At 63.5% G+C, this 16,107-nt stretch carries 17 protein-coding genes; 15 read left to right on the plus strand and 2 right to left on the minus strand.

Annotated features, from left to right (window positions below):
* Nucleotides 1-58 precede the first annotated feature (58 nt).
* The 6 genes from cysK to AArcSt11_RS06670 are packed head-to-tail and all read left to right on the plus strand — an operon-like array spanning nt 59 to nt 5,847.
* A complete protein-coding gene (gene cysK / locus AArcSt11_RS06645) occupies nt 59-979 on the plus strand; it encodes a cysteine synthase A (RefSeq protein WP_289622698.1) in 921 nt (306 codons plus the stop codon).
* Between the two features lie 51 nt (nt 980-1,030).
* Nucleotides 1,031-2,854 carry an acetyl-CoA carboxylase biotin carboxylase subunit gene (locus AArcSt11_RS06650; protein WP_250595646.1) on the plus strand — a complete coding sequence of 608 codons (1,824 nt, stop codon included), beginning with the start codon at nt 1,031-1,033 and terminating at the stop codon, nt 2,852-2,854.
* Nucleotides 2,855-2,909: 55 nt separating this feature from the next.
* Nucleotides 2,910-3,596 carry an SCO family protein gene (locus AArcSt11_RS06655; RefSeq protein WP_250595648.1) on the plus strand — a complete coding sequence of 229 codons (687 nt, stop codon included), beginning with the start codon at nt 2,910-2,912 and terminating at the stop codon, nt 3,594-3,596.
* Nucleotides 3,593-4,135, plus strand: coding sequence for a TlpA family protein disulfide reductase (locus AArcSt11_RS06660; RefSeq protein WP_250595650.1), 543 nt, complete (start codon nt 3,593-3,595; stop codon nt 4,133-4,135). Before AArcSt11_RS06655 ends, AArcSt11_RS06660 begins: the two co-directional genes overlap by 4 nt.
* Complete coding sequence (locus AArcSt11_RS06665; RefSeq protein ID WP_250595652.1) at nt 4,132-4,788, plus strand: cytochrome c biogenesis CcdA family protein; 657 nt, start codon at nt 4,132-4,134, stop codon at nt 4,786-4,788. The genes AArcSt11_RS06660 and AArcSt11_RS06665 overlap by 4 nt, the downstream gene beginning before the upstream one ends.
* 45 nt (nt 4,789-4,833) lie before the next feature.
* On the plus strand, nt 4,834-5,847 hold the full coding sequence (locus AArcSt11_RS06670) for a sodium:calcium antiporter (RefSeq protein WP_250595654.1): 1,014 nt from the start codon (nt 4,834-4,836) through the stop codon (nt 5,845-5,847).
* On the opposite strand, the gene AArcSt11_RS06675 is transcribed toward AArcSt11_RS06670, so the two are convergent.
* On the minus strand, nt 5,842-8,871 hold the full coding sequence (locus AArcSt11_RS06675) for an FAD-binding and (Fe-S)-binding domain-containing protein (protein WP_250595656.1): 3,030 nt from the start codon (nt 8,869-8,871) through the stop codon (nt 5,842-5,844). The two genes, AArcSt11_RS06670 and AArcSt11_RS06675, sit on opposite strands and share 6 nt — an antisense overlap.
* Nucleotides 8,872-9,105: 234 nt before the next feature.
* Here AArcSt11_RS06675 and AArcSt11_RS06680 point away from each other — a divergent pair, with 234 nt between their 5' ends.
* From AArcSt11_RS06680 to AArcSt11_RS06695, 4 genes are all read left to right on the plus strand, one after another.
* Nucleotides 9,106-9,297 (plus strand): HEWD family protein, encoded by a 192-nt coding sequence (locus tag AArcSt11_RS06680; protein WP_250595658.1) that lies wholly within the window; start codon nt 9,106-9,108, stop codon nt 9,295-9,297.
* Nucleotides 9,298-9,338: 41 nt separating this feature from the next.
* Nucleotides 9,339-9,653 (plus strand): divalent-cation tolerance protein CutA, encoded by a 315-nt coding sequence (cutA, locus tag AArcSt11_RS06685; protein ID WP_250595660.1) that lies wholly within the window; start codon nt 9,339-9,341, stop codon nt 9,651-9,653.
* 109 nt (nt 9,654-9,762) lie between these two features.
* On the plus strand, nt 9,763-10,239 hold the full coding sequence (locus AArcSt11_RS06690; protein ID WP_250595662.1) for a 50S ribosomal protein L11: 477 nt from the start codon (nt 9,763-9,765) through the stop codon (nt 10,237-10,239).
* Between the two features lie 54 nt (nt 10,240-10,293).
* Entirely contained in the window at nt 10,294-10,749 is a 456-nt protein-coding gene (locus AArcSt11_RS06695; protein ID WP_250595663.1) for a thiol-disulfide oxidoreductase DCC family protein, read from the plus strand.
* 157 nt (nt 10,750-10,906) lie between these two features.
* Here the strand turns inward: AArcSt11_RS06695 and AArcSt11_RS06700 are convergent, their stop codons facing one another.
* Nucleotides 10,907-12,166, minus strand: coding sequence for an outer membrane protein assembly factor BamB family protein (locus AArcSt11_RS06700; protein WP_250595664.1), 1,260 nt, complete (start codon nt 12,164-12,166; stop codon nt 10,907-10,909).
* Between the two features lie 220 nt (nt 12,167-12,386).
* Between AArcSt11_RS06700 and AArcSt11_RS06705 the strand changes: the two genes are divergently transcribed.
* The 5 genes from AArcSt11_RS06705 (at nt 12,387) to AArcSt11_RS06725 (ending at nt 16,107) form a co-directional block, all read left to right on the plus strand.
* The gene (locus AArcSt11_RS06705; protein ID WP_250595665.1) at nt 12,387-12,653 is read left to right on the plus strand and encodes an amphi-Trp domain-containing protein; all 267 of its coding nucleotides are present in this window, start codon (nt 12,387-12,389) and stop codon (nt 12,651-12,653) included.
* A gap of 143 nt (nt 12,654-12,796) precedes the next feature.
* Nucleotides 12,797-13,435: a 50S ribosomal protein L1 gene (locus AArcSt11_RS06710; RefSeq protein WP_250595666.1), complete on the plus strand. Its 639-nt coding sequence runs from the start codon at nt 12,797-12,799 to the stop codon at nt 13,433-13,435.
* Between the two features lies 1 nt (nt 13,436).
* Nucleotides 13,437-14,483, plus strand: a complete 1,047-nt coding sequence (locus AArcSt11_RS06715; RefSeq protein ID WP_250595667.1) for a 50S ribosomal protein L10 — start codon at nt 13,437-13,439, stop codon at nt 14,481-14,483.
* Between the two features lie 6 nt (nt 14,484-14,489).
* Nucleotides 14,490-14,843, plus strand: a complete 354-nt coding sequence (gene rpl12p / locus AArcSt11_RS06720) for a 50S ribosomal protein P1 (protein ID WP_250595668.1) — start codon at nt 14,490-14,492, stop codon at nt 14,841-14,843.
* Between the two features lie 370 nt (nt 14,844-15,213).
* Nucleotides 15,214-16,107 carry a bifunctional methylenetetrahydrofolate dehydrogenase/methenyltetrahydrofolate cyclohydrolase gene (locus AArcSt11_RS06725; protein ID WP_250595670.1) on the plus strand — a complete coding sequence of 298 codons (894 nt, stop codon included), beginning with the start codon at nt 15,214-15,216 and terminating at the stop codon, nt 16,105-16,107.

The raw sequence follows: 16,107 nt of genomic DNA on the forward strand, positions 1-16,107 counted from the left end.
TCTCAAGCGGCTGGAATCGGAGCGGAGCTTATGTCCACCCCCCGTGTTTATCCCATCGATGGCTACGACCGAATCCGAGATGAACGTCAGCGACTCGGTCGCCGATCTGATCGGTGAGACGCCACTGCTTTGCATCGATGAGAACCTCTACGCGAAGATCGAGGCACAGAACCCCTACTCGGTGAAAGATCGGATCGGCCGCGAGATCATCGACGCCGCGGAGCGATCCGGCGCGCTCGAACCGGGCGGAACCGTCGTCGAGGCGACCAGTGGCAACACCGGGATCGGGCTCGCCGCGATTTCGGCTGCCCGTGGGTACGACTGCGTGCTGACGATGCCCGAGTCGATGTCCGAAGAACGCCGTGCCATGCTCGCCGCGCTGGGCGCGGAGCTGGAGTTGACACCGGCCGACGACGGCATGACGGGTGCGAACGAACGGGCTGCGGAAATCGTCGACGAGCACGACAACGCCATCCTCGCCCGACAGTTCGAAAACGAAGCAAATCCGACCGCTCATCGCAAGACGACTGGCCCGGAAATCTGGCGAGATACGGGCGGGCGCGTCGATGCGGTCGTCGCGGGGGTCGGGACGGGAGGCACGATCACTGGGCTTGCCGAGTACTTCAACGAGGAACGCGGCGCGGATGTCACGATCGTCGCCGTTGAACCGGACGAATCGCCAACGCTGACCGAGCAAAGCGACGATAGTCACGGAATACAGGGGATCGGCCCGGGCTTCGTACCGGAGATACTGCGGACGGAACTTGTCGACGAGGTTCGGGCTGTAGACACCGACCGTGCCAAGGAGACAGCGAGATGGCTCGGACGTGAGGAGGGACTCATGATCGGCATTTCCTCGGGTGCAGCGCTGGCCGCGGGACGGGAATACGCGGCGGAGAACCCCGATGATTGCACCGTCGTCATTCTCCCAGACACTGGTGAGCGGTATCTATCCACGGACCTGTTCGCGCCCGAGTGACTCCCCGAACCGGAAAAGTAAGGTACGTGGTCACTGATACTTCGATCAAGAATGTTCAGGAAGGTCCTGGTCGCGAACCGCGGGGAGATCGCGGTTCGGGTGATGCGTGCCTGTGAGGAGTTGAACGTCGGGACCGTCGCTGTCTACAGCGAGGCCGACAAGAACGCGGGCCACGTCCGCTACGCCGACGAGGCGTACAACATCGGCCCCGCGCGGGCGGCCGACTCGTATCTCGATCACGAGGCCGTCATCGAGGCGGCGCGCAAGGCAAACGCCGACGCGATCCATCCCGGCTACGGCTTCCTTGCGGAGAACGCCGAGTTCGCCGGTAAGGTCGAGGAGACCGAGATCACGTGGATCGGCCCCTCCGCCGACGCGATGGAGCAACTGGGTGAGAAGACGAAAGCGCGCAAGGTCATGGATTCGGCCGACGTCCCGATCGTTCCGGGTACGACTGATCCGGTGACCGAACCGGAGGAAGTCGAGGCGTTCGGTGAGGAACACGGCTATCCGATCGCGATCAAGGCCGAGGGCGGAGGGGGCGGTCGCGGGATGAAGATCGTCGAGGGGCCAGACGAAATCGAAGACCAGCTGACGAGCGCGAAACGCGAGGGAGAGGCCTATTTCGACAACGATTCGGTGTATCTCGAACGCTTCCTGGAAAATCCCCGTCACGTCGAGGTCCAGATCATCGCCGACGGCGAGGGTAACGTCAGACACCTCGGGGAGCGGGACTGCTCACTTCAGCGCCGCCACCAGAAGGTGATCGAGGAAGGGCCGAGCCCGGCACTCACGGATGAGCTTCGCGAGCAGATCGGCGAAGCTGCCCGCCGGGGCGTGCAGGCCGCCGATTACACGAACGCCGGGACCGTCGAGTTCCTGGTCGAAGAGGACGTCGACCGGAAGGCTGGCGAACTGCTGGGCGCGGAGACGAACTTCTACTTCCTCGAAGTGAACACGCGCATTCAGGTCGAACACTGCGTCACAGAGGAGATCACGGGCATCGATATCGTCAAGTGGCAGCTCCGCGTCGCCGCGGGCGAGAAACTGGCCTTCGAACAGGACGACGTCGAGATCGACGGTCATGCCATCGAGTTCCGGATTAACGCCGAGAACGCCGCCGAGGAGTTCGCCCCGCAGACGGGGACGCTTCGAACCTACGACCCGCCGGGCGGGATCGGTGTCCGTGTCGACGACGCCCTGCGTCAGGGCGACGAGATCGGCGGCGACTACGACTCGATGGTCGCGAAGCTGATCGTCTACGGCAGCGACCGGGACGAGTGTATCAGCCGGAGCCTGCGTGCGCTCCGGGAGTTCGATATCGACGGGCTGACCACCGTCATTCCGTTCCACCGGCTGATGTTGAGCGACAAGGCGTTCGTCGACGGGCAACATACGACCAAATACATCGACAACGAACTGGATCCGTCCCGAATCGAGGAGGCTCAGGCCCAGTGGGGAACCGACACGACCGACGACGATGGGAACGAAGAATCCGTCGTCGAACGGCAGTTCACCGTCGAAGTCAATGGCAAACGGTTCGACGTCGATCTCGAAGAGCGCGGGGCGACCCCGATCGCGTCACAGCCGTCCTCGGGCGGCGACGACCGGCCGGACACGGTCGGCCCCGGCGGAACCGACGACACGGAGATCACGGGTGACGGTGAGACCGTCACTGCGGAGATGCAGGGGACGATTCTGGAGATCAACGTCGAGGTCGGCGACGAGGTCGCCGCAGGCGACGTGATCTGCGTCCTCGAAGCGATGAAGATGGAAAACGATGTGGTCGCGGAACGTGGCGGCGAGGTCACACAGATCGCCGTCGACGAAGAGGACAGCGTCGATATGGGCGACGTGCTGGTCGTGCTGGACTAGCCGTTCGACGATTGCACCAACGAGGCTTTACTCGGTCCGTAACTACACCCAGCAAATGCACCGTCGTACCTATCTTCGTGCGGCTGCCGGTCTCGGCATCGTCGCGGCCGCGGGCTGTCTCGGTGAGGACGGACCAACAGCGCTCGATGCACCCGACGACCAGCAGGCTGATCCGGCAGATCTCGCCTATCCGGCGTACGGGCAGGAGCTGCCCGACGCTACGCTCCCCTCACCGATTCACGACCGGGACGTGAACACCCGCGAGTTCGTCGGCGAGCGTCACACGCTGCTGACGTTTCTATTCACGCGCTGTCACGAGGTCTGTCCGGCGCTGACGGCGAACCTGGCACAGGTCCAGACCCACGCTGCCGAGGACGACTACAGCGATGATGTCGCACTCGTGCCGGTCACGTTCGATCCAGTCTACGACACCGAGGACGTGCTCCGTGAGTTCACCGAGGCGAGGGGAGCCGACCCGACCGCAGAGAACTGGCAATTTCTGCGCCCCGAGAGCGACGAGCGCGCCGAGGAAGTCATCGGCGAGACCTTTGGCGTCCCGTTCCAGCAGACTGACGCGTACACACCCGACGAGGGGGACACCCACGAGATGGAGTTCAACCACCAGTCCCTGACGCTGCTGGTCAACGTCGACGGCTACGTCGAGCGCGCCTACGCTGGCGGTGCGCCCCAGCCTGATGTCGTGCTCGACGACCTGACAGCAGTTCGGAATCACTTCGAATGAACCGGAGGGAGTTCGTCGCCGCGGCGGCGAGCGTGGGGGTGCTCGGAACGGGTGCGGCCGTCGCGACCGACCGGATCGATCTGAGAGAACCGTCCGATACGGCGACGGTCGAGCCGATCGAAATAGAGACGCTCGACGGGCCGGGGAGCACGGCCGGGTCGATGGCCGTTCCCGAACATGGGCGCGTCACGCTCGTGTCCGTCTTTGCAACGTGGTGTCGCATCTGTGAAGATTCGATGCCCGCATTGGGGCAGGTTTACGACGGGTACGGCGACGATGTCCGGTTTCTCTCGGTCTCGAACGAGGCTATCGGTGGAACGGTAACCAGGGACGATATCGTCGACTGGTGGGAACGTCACGACGGTCGCTGGCCGGTCGGCGTCGATACCGATCTGGCACTGACTGCCGAGTTCGACGTCGGAACCGTTCCGACGACGCTCGTGCTGGGCGCAGACAACGAGGTTGCGTGGCGCTCGACCGGCGAGAAGACGGTCGAGGAACTACACTCCGGCATCCACGGAGCGCTGGGTAACCCATGAGTTCGCTCGGCTTTCTCGCCGCGGCAGGGCTGGCCGCGGGTGCTGGCGTCGCGACGTTTTTCTCGCCGTGTGCGTACGCCCTGCTCCCCGGCTACGTGGGCTACTACGTCGCCGCGACGGGCGACGAGGAACCGCCGCTATCGGGGGCGTTGCTCCGGGGCGGCGCGGCGACCGGCGGCGTCGTGCTCGTGTTCGCCGTGCTGGCCCTGATCGCGGTGGCAGTTCAGCAGTCGATCGAGGCGTATCTTCCAACGGTGGAGCTACTCGTCGGCGTCGCGCTGGTGGCCCTTGGCGTCGCGCTGGCTGCCGACCTCGGCCCGCGTCCCCACGTCTCGCTTCCGGAGCGACGGACGACCGTCCTCGGCTTCGGGGGCTTCGGGGCGCTGTACGCGCTCGCGGCTGCGGGCTGTGTCGCACCCCTGTTCCTCTCGATCGTCTTCCAGTCGGTCGCGCTGCCGACTGCCCAGACGGTCGGCGTCCTTGCGGTCTATGCAGGAACGTTCGGCGCGCTGATGCTGGCGACGACCGTCCTGACCGCGGTAGGCCACGGGATCGGTGTCGGTCGAGTGGCGCTGCCGACCCACCGTCTCGTCCGGATCGGTGGGGGCGTTCTCGTCGTTGCAGGACTGGTCCAGATCTGGCTGGCGCTCTAATCCGCCTCCGGGGCTTTCTTTTATCCCCTCGTCGTTCGTGCGTGTATGCTGACGCTACTGTGGCTTCTCGGCCTCTCTGCGATCGCTACGGCACTCGTCTGGAAGGGCAGCCTCTATCTCGAAGGCGCGGCGGACCGGCTGGCGCTGTACTACGGCCTGCCGGCAATCGTTCAGGGCTCGATCATCGCCGCGGTAGGTTCCAGTTTTCCGGAACTGGCGAGCGTCGTGATCGCAACCGTACTCTACGAGGAGTTCGTCCTCGGCGTCGGTGCGATCGTCGGCTCGGCGGTATTCAACATCCTCGTGATCCCCGCACTCTCGGTGCTGGCCCGCCGGGGGACTCTGGAGTCCAGTCGCGCGCTGGTCTACCGCGAGGCGCAGTTCTACATCATCTCCGTCGCCGCGCTCTTGCTGGTCTTTTCATTTGCCGTGATCTACTATCCGGTCAACGGGGACGGTGGACTGGTTGGTGAGATCACGCGTCCGCTCGCACTCGCCGCGATCGCACTGTACGGCCTCTATCTATTCATTCAGCAACAGGAGACGAGCGACTTCGACGCGCCAGTCCCACCGTCGTCGCTCTCGGTCGGCAAGCAGTGGGGACTGCTTGCACTGGGTTTGCTGGTGATTCTGGTCGGCGTCGAGTTGCTCGTCCGCGCCGCGGTGGGCCTGGGGGAGTTCTTCGGCACGCCATCGTTCCTCTGGGGGCTGACGATCATCGCCGCCGGAACGAGCTTGCCGGATGCGATCATCAGCGTTCGCGCTGCACAGCACGGCGACTCGACGATCAGCCTCGCGAACGTCTTCGGGAGCAACATCTTCGATCTGCTGGTCGCGATCCCGGTCGGTGTGTTGATAATCGGTGCTGCGGAGATCGACTTCGCGGTCGCCGCGCCGATGATGGGCTTTCTGATCGTCGCCACGATCGCCCTCTTCGGGGCCGCGCGGACCGACTTCGAGATTACCGATCCCGAAGCGTGGCTGTTGCTCTGTCTGTACGGACTCTTCGTCTGCTGGATGGTCCTGGAAAGCGTCGGCGTGACGAGTTTCGTCCTATAACAGGCGCTCAAGCAACTCGATGGGATGTGGTGGCTTCTCGGTCGTCCGATCCCACTCTCCCAGCTGGCTCCGACAGGACGTCCCCGGCGTGGTGATGAGCTCGCCGTCGCTGCGCTCGACCTGATCGAAGAGGATCGAGCCGATCGCCCGGCTCATCGAGAAGTGTTCGGCCTCGTAGCCGAAGCTTCCGGCCATCCCACAGCAGCCGCTGTCGAGTTCGTCCACGTCGTAGCCCGCCCGTTCGAGGACAGTCGCGACGTGGTGGTCACGTTTCGTCGCTTTCTGGTGGCAGTGGCCGTGGTAGGTCACTGCGGCGTCACCGCCGGTCGGGACATCGAGCGCGAAACCATTCAGGTACTCCATGATCCCGTAGCTGTTCCCGGCTACTCGCTCGACGTCCTCACCGTCCAGCAAGTCGAGATAGTCCGACTGGACCATTACGGCGTCGGAGGGCTCGATGAAGACGACGTCCCAGCCGTCCTCGACGTCGGGCGCGAGTTCGGCGACGTTCTTCTCGGCGCGCTGGCGCGCCAGTCCGAGAAAGCCCTTCGAGAACGGCGGGCGACCGCTTCCGGTTACGTCCTCGGGGACCCTGACGTGGGCCCCGGCAGCTTCGAGGACGCGGATCGCCGCCAGCCCGATCTCGGGATCGCTATAGTTGGTGTACGTATCGGGGAACAACAGGACCTTCCGATCGGCTTCTTCCTCGCCCACTTCGACATCCCTGTCGGCCGCCTGGTCGACGAGCGAGCGGCGCTCGAAGGTCGGCAGGTTGCGCTCGCGAGCGATGCCGACGAGCTTCTCGGTCAGGATGCCCGAACCGGGGAGCTTTCCGAACCAGTTCGGCAGTGGGGCGATTGCGCTCCCGACCGTGGCGACGAGTTCGACGTTGGCGAACAGGCGATCGCGCAGGCTTGCCCCCTCGCGCTGGTGGTACTCGTGGGTCATCTCGGCTTTGAGCTTCGCCATGTCGACCTCGCTGGGACAGTCCCGTGCACAGCCCTTGCAGCCGATACACAGGTCGAGAACCTCGGTCACGAACTCGTCGGAGAACGCTTCGTCCTCGGGCAGTTCGCCGCTCATTGCGCGTCGGAGCGCGTTCGCCCGGCCGCGTGTGCTCGTGATCTCCTCGTCTGCGGCGCGGTAGGTCGGACACATCACGCCGCCGGTCGTCTCCTGACTCCCACGACAGTCCCCACAACCGTGACAGAGCTCTGCCATCCCCTGAAAGCCGTTCTCGTTCTCCCAGGACAGGACGGGATCGAATCCGGCCTCGAAGCTGTAGTCGGAGTCGAATCGGAGGTTCTCGGTCATGTCGGGTGCGGTCCGGTCGTGTCCCGGGCGGGAGCCACAGACCTGCCCCGGATTGAGCAGCCAGTCCGGGTCGAACGCCGCCTTCAGCTCCCGGAAGATGTCCCATACCTCGTCGCCGTAGAGCTTGCGGTTCCATCCCGTTCGGGCCCTGCCGTCGCCGTGTTCTCCCGAAATCGAGCCGTCGTGCTCGACGACGAGGTCGGTGACGGCGTCGGCGACTGCCTCCATTTGCTCGATTCCCCCTGCCGTCTTCGTATCGATCAGCGGGCGGATATGTAGACAGCCCGGCCCCGCGTGGCCGTAGAAACTGGCGAACGTGTCGTGCTCGGCCAGCACCTCCTGTACGTCTGCCACGTACTCTGGGAGGTTCTCCGGGGGGACGGCCGTATCCTCGATAAAGGAGATGTGTTTCGCGTCCGACGTCCGGGAGAGCAGGATCGGCAGGCCGGACTTGCGGAGTTGCCAGAAGGTCGCGCGGCGCTCGGGCTCGTGGGCCTCCAGGGCGTCGAAGGCCGTGGTCGGCGCGTCGGTGCGGGCCGCCGCAGTCGGGGCTGGATTGCCCTCGGGCGTCACGCCGGGAACCCGGTCGGCGGACAGATCCGCGACGCGCTGGACTCCCTCGGCCTCGCTGTCGGCGTAGAACTCCACGAGCAGGGCCGTGTCGGTTCCAGCAGGGAGCATCCCGACGAGGTCGGCGAACTCCGCGGTCTCCCGCGCCAGATCGAGCAAGACGTCGTCGAGCACCTCCACGGCAGCGGGATCGTGGTCGAGGATCGGCGCGACGTCCTCCATGGCGTGGCGTAACTCCTCGTAACACAGCAGCGCGACCGCCTTCGTTTCGGGAACCGGTTCCAGCGAGACCGTCGCCTCGGTGATGATCGCGAGGGTCCCCTCGCTTCCGGCGAGCAATCGCGCGAGGTTGACCGACCCATCCTCGGCCTCATCGAGGAGTCGGTCGAGGTTGTAGCCCGAGACGTTCCGCTTCAGCTGTGGGTACACCTCCCGGATCGATCCGCTGTGGGTATCGATGATCTCGACGACGCCCGCGTAGATCCGAGCTTTCGGGTCCCCGTCCGGATCCGCGCGCTCGCGGAGCGTCGACAGCGACACCTCGCCGAAGGTGGTGACGGTACCGTCTGCGAGGACGGCCTCGACCTCCTCGACGTAGGCGTCGGTCAGTCCGTATTTCAGCGAATGTGCACCGGTCGAGTTGTTACCGATCGCGCCGCCGATCGTGCTCCGGTTTCCCGCAGCCGGATCGGGCGCGAACTTCAGGTCGTGCGGTTCGAGCGAGCGATTGAGTTCGTCGACGATCGCCCCGGACTGAACGCGGGCGGTCTCCGTTTCGGCATCGATCGTCAGCAGGCCGTCCATGTGGCGTGTGAAGTCCAGCACGACCGCCTCGTTGACGGCCTGCCCGGCGAGGCTCGTCCCGCCGCCGCGAGGCAGAACCGGGATCTCCCGTCGCGCGCAGTAGGCCATTACCGTGGAGACATCGTCGGTTGAGTCCGGGTAGACGACGCCGATCGGCGTCACCTCGTAGGCGCTCGCGTCGGTAGCGTACAGCGACTTCGAGTACTCGTCGAACCGGACGTCGCCGTCGATACGCCGTTCGAGGTCGTCGACCAGTCCGCTCCGGCGAACCTCGTCGCTCCGGTAGTCGTACGATGCTCGCCGGTCGGCCGCGGGTGGGTGGAAGGAATCGCTCATGGATGGTAGATCGAGTGAGAGAGCGCCAGTAGTAGGTGTATATACAAACCTCTCGGTAATGAATGGTTCGGGACCTGCCCGTGGATGACCAATTCACTCGTCGATAGATCTCCAGTTTTATCTGAAAGCAAGTTACAAACCGATAGCTGAGTGAGGTACTGTGTAACATGCTACCACGATATTGGCGGAGATACTGGCAAACAAATTATTACCCAGGGGGCCGTTACTCTTCGTATGGACACACGGATCCGAAAGCCACGGTCCCGCACATGTGAGCTCTGCGGTCGCCAGGAAGTCTGGAGCGACGAGAAAGGGACATGGAAGATCGTCACCGAGGACGGCGAGCGGCAGGTTGGGGATCCACACTGCCTCCACGAGTGGGACATCACGGGTGCGTTCACGCCCATCGAGACGACCGACGCGTAGGGCCAGCAGTCTTTTTGTGCGATCGCAAACACCGTCCAGCCATGCCGACAGTCTACATCACCGCCCCGCCCGACGCGGCCGACGAGATCGCCCGAACACTGGTCGAGGAGCGACTGGCCGCCTGCGTGAACCGGATCGACTGCGAATCGACGTATCGCTGGGACGGTGCGATCCACGAGGACGAAGAGGAGATACTGCTGGCGAAGACAACCGAGGCTGCGTATCCCAACCTTGTCGACCGCGTCGAGGCCATCCACCCCTACGATGTCCCGTGTATCGAACGCTTCGACGAAACTGGAATACTCGACGCATTTGCGAGCTGGCGCAACGCGTCGGTCGGGCCGTCGGACGCCTGAAAGGGACTTGCCCCCTCGTCCAACCCACCAATCGTGTGTGCATGTCACACAGTGTCTCTCCCGCGGCAGAAAGATAATCCTTAAAAATCACGCGGCGGTTCTACCCTATATGGCTGGAACTATCGAAGTACTCGTCCCCGGTGGCCAGGCCAACCCCGGCCCGCCGCTCGGCCCGGAGCTTGGCCCGACACCCGTGGACGTGCAGGCTGTCGTACAGCAGATCAACGACGAGACCGAAGCGTTCGACGGCACCGAGGTCCCCGTCACCGTCGAGTACGAGGAGGACGGCTCCTTTACGATCGAGGTGGGTGTCCCGCCGACCGCCGAACTGATCAAGGACGAAGCCGGCTTCGACACCGGCAGCGGTGAGCCCCAGGAGACCTTCGTCGCGGATCTCTCGGTCGATCAGGTCAAACAGATCGCCGATCAGAAACATTCCGACCTGCTCTCGTACGATCTGAAAAACGCCGCCAAGGAAGTTGTCGGCACCTGCACCTCGCTGGGCGTCACCATCGAGGGCGAGAACCCGCGAGAGTTCAAAGAGCGCATCGACGCCGGCGAGTACGACGATCAGTTCACAGCGTAATCGTCACCCGTTCTCATCGACCGCTTTTAGGTTCCCCGCCCGATAGGTACGGGTATGGCAGAACCAGCAGCGCGCGACGATTCCGACCGCGCGGTCGACCCCGAGCATCTGGCGGGACCGACGCTTCTGTTCGACGGCGTCTGTAACCTCTGTAATGCGTCGGTCCAGTTTGTCATCGAGCGCGACGATGAGGGGGTCTTTTCGTTTGCCTCCCTGCAGTGGGAGAGCGCCGATGCCCTGCTGGATGCCGTCGGCGCACCACACGGCGACCTCGACTCGGTCGTCCTGATCGAGAACGGCGAGTACTACCGCAAGTCCTCGGCGGCGATCCGGGTGGGCCGTCACCTCGGACTACCGTGGTCGCTGCTCTCCGTCGGGCGGATCCTGCCGAAACGGGTCAGGGATCGTATCTACGATTTCGTCGCCGACAACCGGTATCGCTGGTTCGGCAAAAAAGAGCAGTGCATGATCCCCGACGAGGACGTTTCCGGTCGGTTTCTGGACGACTGAAAGCTACAATTTCCGGTAGACCAATCAGATGACAGTCGCCGTTATCGATACGGCACGGTTACAATTTTTAGAATGTGTACACATTGTAGAAAGATATTGACACAGCAACTAGTTCCCAACGACCGAAGCACATCGCCTGATCCGGCACTCCCGAGACTCAGTGACGCTCGTCGGGACCGATCGCGAACACAGTAGACGGGTCGTCAGAACTGTCCGGTCGGGAGACAAAGAGCATATCGTCGACGACTGCGATCTCACTCAGTTGCGCGGTTTCGAACGGAGTCCCCTGATCGCTTTCCACAGTTGTGGTCTCCACGGACAGTGTCGCTCGTTCTTCACCCGTCCCGGTGTCGATCGCGCTCAGTTCGCCATCTGCCGTCGCATAGAGGGTCCCGTCGCCGAGCGCGATCTGGTCATTCGGGACATTGTGAACGGAATCGATACGTTCCCCGGAACTGCTGTCGATCAGCTCGATGCGGCTCGTCCCAGCGTACACGACATCCTCACCGACTGCGAGATCCGAGGCCACGCTCGGGGACTCGAACTGCCAGTCGAGTACTCCATCGCTGTCGAACGCTGTCAGGACGCCGTCGTCCGTACCGACGATGATTCGATCGTCGCCCACGACCGGGCCACACGCGAGTGGTGCCTCCAGGGCGTCGAAGGGGTCCGTCCACAGCCGTTCGCCCTCCGTGATCGAATCGGCTACCAGACGGTCACCGATCGAGACAAAGGCGGCGTCGTCATCACAGGCGAGCTGGAAGTGTGGAATGAGCCGCTCGCCGTCGCCGTCCCGAACCCGTTTGGACCAGTGCATCGTCCCGTCGTCGATATCGTAACTGGAGAGCACTAGCCCGTAGCCCCCGCCCGATATATCGACGTCGAGGACACACACGCGGGAACCGACGACTGCGATGCGCTCCGGCCTGTCGCCCTCGACAGCTGTTCGCCAGCGCTCCGTGCCGTCATCAAGCCCGACACAGCGAAGAATGGGTTCGCGGGCCGCATCGTCGACGTCGAGGAGCACCGCGACGTCTTTTGCGATCGCCTCGACGCTCCCACTCGCTCCGTCGAGCGGTGTATCGACCCACTCACCGGTGGCTGCTTCCCGTGTCCGTACATGCATATCCTGACCCTGGGTCGTGTAAACGATACTGTTCCCGATGATCGGATCACCGAAGATCTGATTCTCCGCTTCCCAGAGGCCCGTCAGTTCGTCGACCGGACCCGGTGCGTCCGCCCGTCGCGTGTTTTCGGCATCGAACCCGTGGGTTGGCCATGCTCCCTCGATCCGTGCATCGGCTCGTTCGGCAGCCGGTTCCGGCGCATCTTCCCATACCCCAAAGGCGTCTGTACAGCCTGCGGTAGGGACTGTGGCAGCTGTGCCGAGACCCATCAGATATTCACGACGGCGCATCTGTAGTTAATCTTATACCAAATCATTTGAATCTGCTGTCTGACTCGTACAATGCGCCAAGCCGTGAGACTGGCCGCCATCGAGGAAGTCGACGTGATCGCTGAACTGGACGAACTCGGCGTGAGCAGTGCTGTCCGGGGGAGTCTCGTAGTACCGGTCGGAACACGCCGGGCTACAGGCCCCCGTGCATATGCTTCTGGTCGTTGCAGCGTAGCCCACGATGTCCAGAGAAATCGAGTTCGAGCGGGACACGAGCCGGGACGAGGTCGCCAATCAGCTGGAAGCGTTCGCCGAACGTCTGCGCGGGGACGAGCCGATTCGGATCACCATCGAGGAGCGATCGTTCACCGTCGATCCGCCCGAAACCGTCGAGTTCGAGATCGAAGTCGATGACGAGGGAGAGACGATCGGCGAGGACGTCGAACGAAGTATCGAACTGGAAATCGAGTGGGAGACAAGAGAAGGTGAAGAAGAGTTACCGGAGTAGTCCGTATAGAGACGTCCTGTCCCGTCTCAGTCGCTTCCGTAACGACGAGTTTAAGTGTCGCATGGGACTCGGTACGAGTGAGACAGGCTATGCCTGTTTCACTGACCCGTAGGAGCATACCCTGCGTACTACGGAGGTGAACGATGGCAGATCAGGAACTAGAGCAAGCAGTGTCGCGCGCACTCGAGGACGCCCCGGAGCGGAATTTCCGTGAAACGGTCGACCTCGCAGTCAATCTGCGCGATCTTGACCTTAACGAACCGTCGAATCGTGTCGACGAGTCCGTGGTCCTGCCCAGCGGAACTGGCCAGGAGACGCGGATCGTTGTAATCGCCGAGGGCGAAACGGGCCTTCGAGCAGAGGACGTCGCCGACGACGTACTGGATGGTGACGACCTCGCCGATCTGGGAGACGACGACGACGCGGCGAAGGATCTCGCCGAGGAGACCGACTTCTTCATCGCGGAGGAATCCAGGATGCAGGACGTCGGTCGCTATCTCGGTACGATTCTCGGGCCTCGCGGTAAGATGCCCGAGCCGCTGTCGCCAGACGACGACGTCGTCGAAGTCGTCAACCGGATGAAAAACACGGTGCAGATCCGTAGCGGTGACCGACGCACGTTCCACACGCGCGTCGGTGCCGAGGACATGGGCGCAGAGGAGATCGCCGACAACATCGACGTGATCCTCCGCCGTCTCCACGCGGATCTCGAGAAAGGCCCGCTCAACCTGGACTCCGTCTACGTGAAGACGACGATGGGTCCGTCCGTCGAGGTGGCCTGATATGAGCGCCGAAGCAGAACGAAAAACCGAGAACCTACCCGAGTGGAAACAGGTAGAAGTCGACGCGCTCGTCGAGGTCATCGAGAGCTACGACAGCGTCGGCGTCGTCAACATCGCGGGGATCCCCTCGCGACAGCTTCAGGACATGCGTCGTGACCTGCACGGGAGCGCCGAACTGCGCGTCAGCCGGAACACGCTGCTCGCGCGAGCGCTCGACGAGGTCGGCGACGGCATCGAGGAGCTGACCGACCACATCGAGGGGCAGGTCGGCCTGATCGGGACCAACGACAACCCGTTCGGGCTGTACCAGCAACTCGAAGAGTCGAAGACGCCCGCACCGATCGGTGCTGGCGAGATCGCGCCGAACGATATCGTCATCCCCGAGGGTGACACCGGTGTCGATCCGGGGCCGTTCGTCGGCGACCTGCAGACGGTCGGCGCGTCGGCACGAATCCAGGACGGTTCGATCAAGGTCACCGAGGACTCCACAGTGCTCGAAGCCGGAGAGGAAGTCTCCGCGGACCTTTCGAACGTCCTCAACGAGCTGGGTATCGAACCCAAGGAAGTCGGACTCGACCTGCGCTCGGTGTTCTCCGAGGGCGTCATGTTCGCGCCGGAAGACCTCGACATCGACGTCGAGCAGTACCGCGCGGACGTCGAGACGGCTGCCGCTCGTGCACGGAACCTCGCACTCAACGCCGAGTACCCCACCTCGACCACTGCGCCGACGCTCATCGCGAAGGCGACTGGCGAGGCAAAGAGTCTGGGTATTCAGGCGTCGATCGAGAGCCCCGACCTCGCTGGCGATCTCGTGAGCAAGGCCGACGGGCAGGTCCGTGCGCTCGCCGCGCAGATCGACGACACGGAAGCGCTCCCCGAGGAACTGCAGGACGTCGAAGCGCCTGCCCCAGCCGAGGAGGAGACTGAGGAATCGGACGACGAAGAAACCGCGGACGAGACCGAGGACGCAGACGAAGATGCCGCCGACGACGATGACGACGACGGCGACGACGATGCTGCGGCCGGTCTCGGCGATATGTTTGGGTAACCAACAATGGAATACGTTTACGCAGCACTCATCCTGAACGAGACGGGCGAAGAGATCAACGAAGACAACCTTACCGGCGTCCTCGAGGCCGCTGGCGTCGATGTGGAGGAATCCCGAGTCAAGGCGCTTGTCGCCGCGCTCGAAGACGTCGACATCGACGAGGCAGTCGCCGATGCCGCAGCCGTCCCCGCCGGGGGCGCAGCGGCAGGCGGTGCCGCGGCGGGAGCCGCCGACGAGGCAGCCGACGATGAGGCCGACGAGGCCGAGGAAGGCGAAGAAGACCTTCCGGACACGACCGACGATGACGACGACGAGGACGACGACGCCGACGGCGAGGGCCTCGGCGAGCTGTTCGGTTAAATCCGTCGCCAAACCGACTCCATTTTTTGACGTCACGGTTCGTAGCCCCGGCTCTATCGGGCTATACCCGGATCACTCGCGCCGCCGATACACTCTGACATCTGACACCCATAGATTCAGTTTTCTGTACGGGAACTGACTAGTCGAACGATGACCGACCCCGAGCCGGAGCAGGAGGGCGAAGAGCGAGACTCACAGGAACAGCGGGATAGCCGACTCGGCTGGGCCCTAGACAAGTTGCTCGATCTCCTGGGACTGATCTGACCGCCCTTCGAATATGCTCACAATCTTGTATATAGTTGGTTCGGACAGCCACGAGATACGCACGAATCCGGGGGATTGAAGGCCGCCGCGGGCGGTCGTACAGATAATGACGGAGATCATCGACGGAAACGCGGTGGCCGACGAGATACGGGCCGAGCTATCCGAGAGCATCGACGCGCTCGCCGACGCGGACGTCACGCCGGGGCTGGCGACCGTGCTCATGAGCGACGACGGCGCGAGCGACACCTACGTCTCGATGAAACAGCGCGCCTGTGAGGAGGTCGGCATCAACGGCATCCACGTCGAAATCGAGGCCGACGCGCCGGCCCAGGAGCTGTACGACACTATTGACGAACTGAACGACGATCCCGAGGTCCACGGCATCCTCGTCCAGATGCCGGTGGCCGACCACGTCGACGAGCGCGAAGTGATCAACCGGATCGACCCCGCCAAGGACGTCGACGGCTTCCATCCCGAGAACGTCGGCAAACTCGTCGCTGGCTACCCGCGATTCAAGCCCTGCACGCCCCACGGCGTCCAGAAGCTGCTCGAATCCGCGGACGTCGATCCGGAAGGGAAAGACGTCGTGATCGTCGGGCGCTCGAACATCGTCGGAAAGCCACTCGCCAACCTGCTGATCCAGAAGACCGATGGCGGCAACGCCACGGTGACGGTCTGTCACTCCCGGACCGACGATCTGGCGGCGAAGACCCGCGAGGCCGACATCGTCGTCGCCGCCTGTGGCGTCCCCGAACTCGTCGACGGCGAGATGCTTTCGGAGGGAACGGTCGTCATCGACGTTGGTGTCAACCGCGTGGATGCGGATACCGAGAAAGGCTACGAGCTCGTCGGCGACGTCGAGTTCGAGAGCGCGAAGGGGAAAGCGAGCGCGATTACTCCGGTTCCGGGCGGCGTCGGCCCGATGACGATCGCGATGTTGCTGTACAACACGACCAAGGCGGCAGGTCTCTCGGAGGGCGTCGACGTCGAGTTACCCTAA

This window comes from Natranaeroarchaeum aerophilus (genome assembly GCF_023638055.1).
Taxonomy (GTDB): Archaea; Halobacteriota; Halobacteria; order Halobacteriales; family Natronoarchaeaceae; genus Natranaeroarchaeum; species Natranaeroarchaeum aerophilum.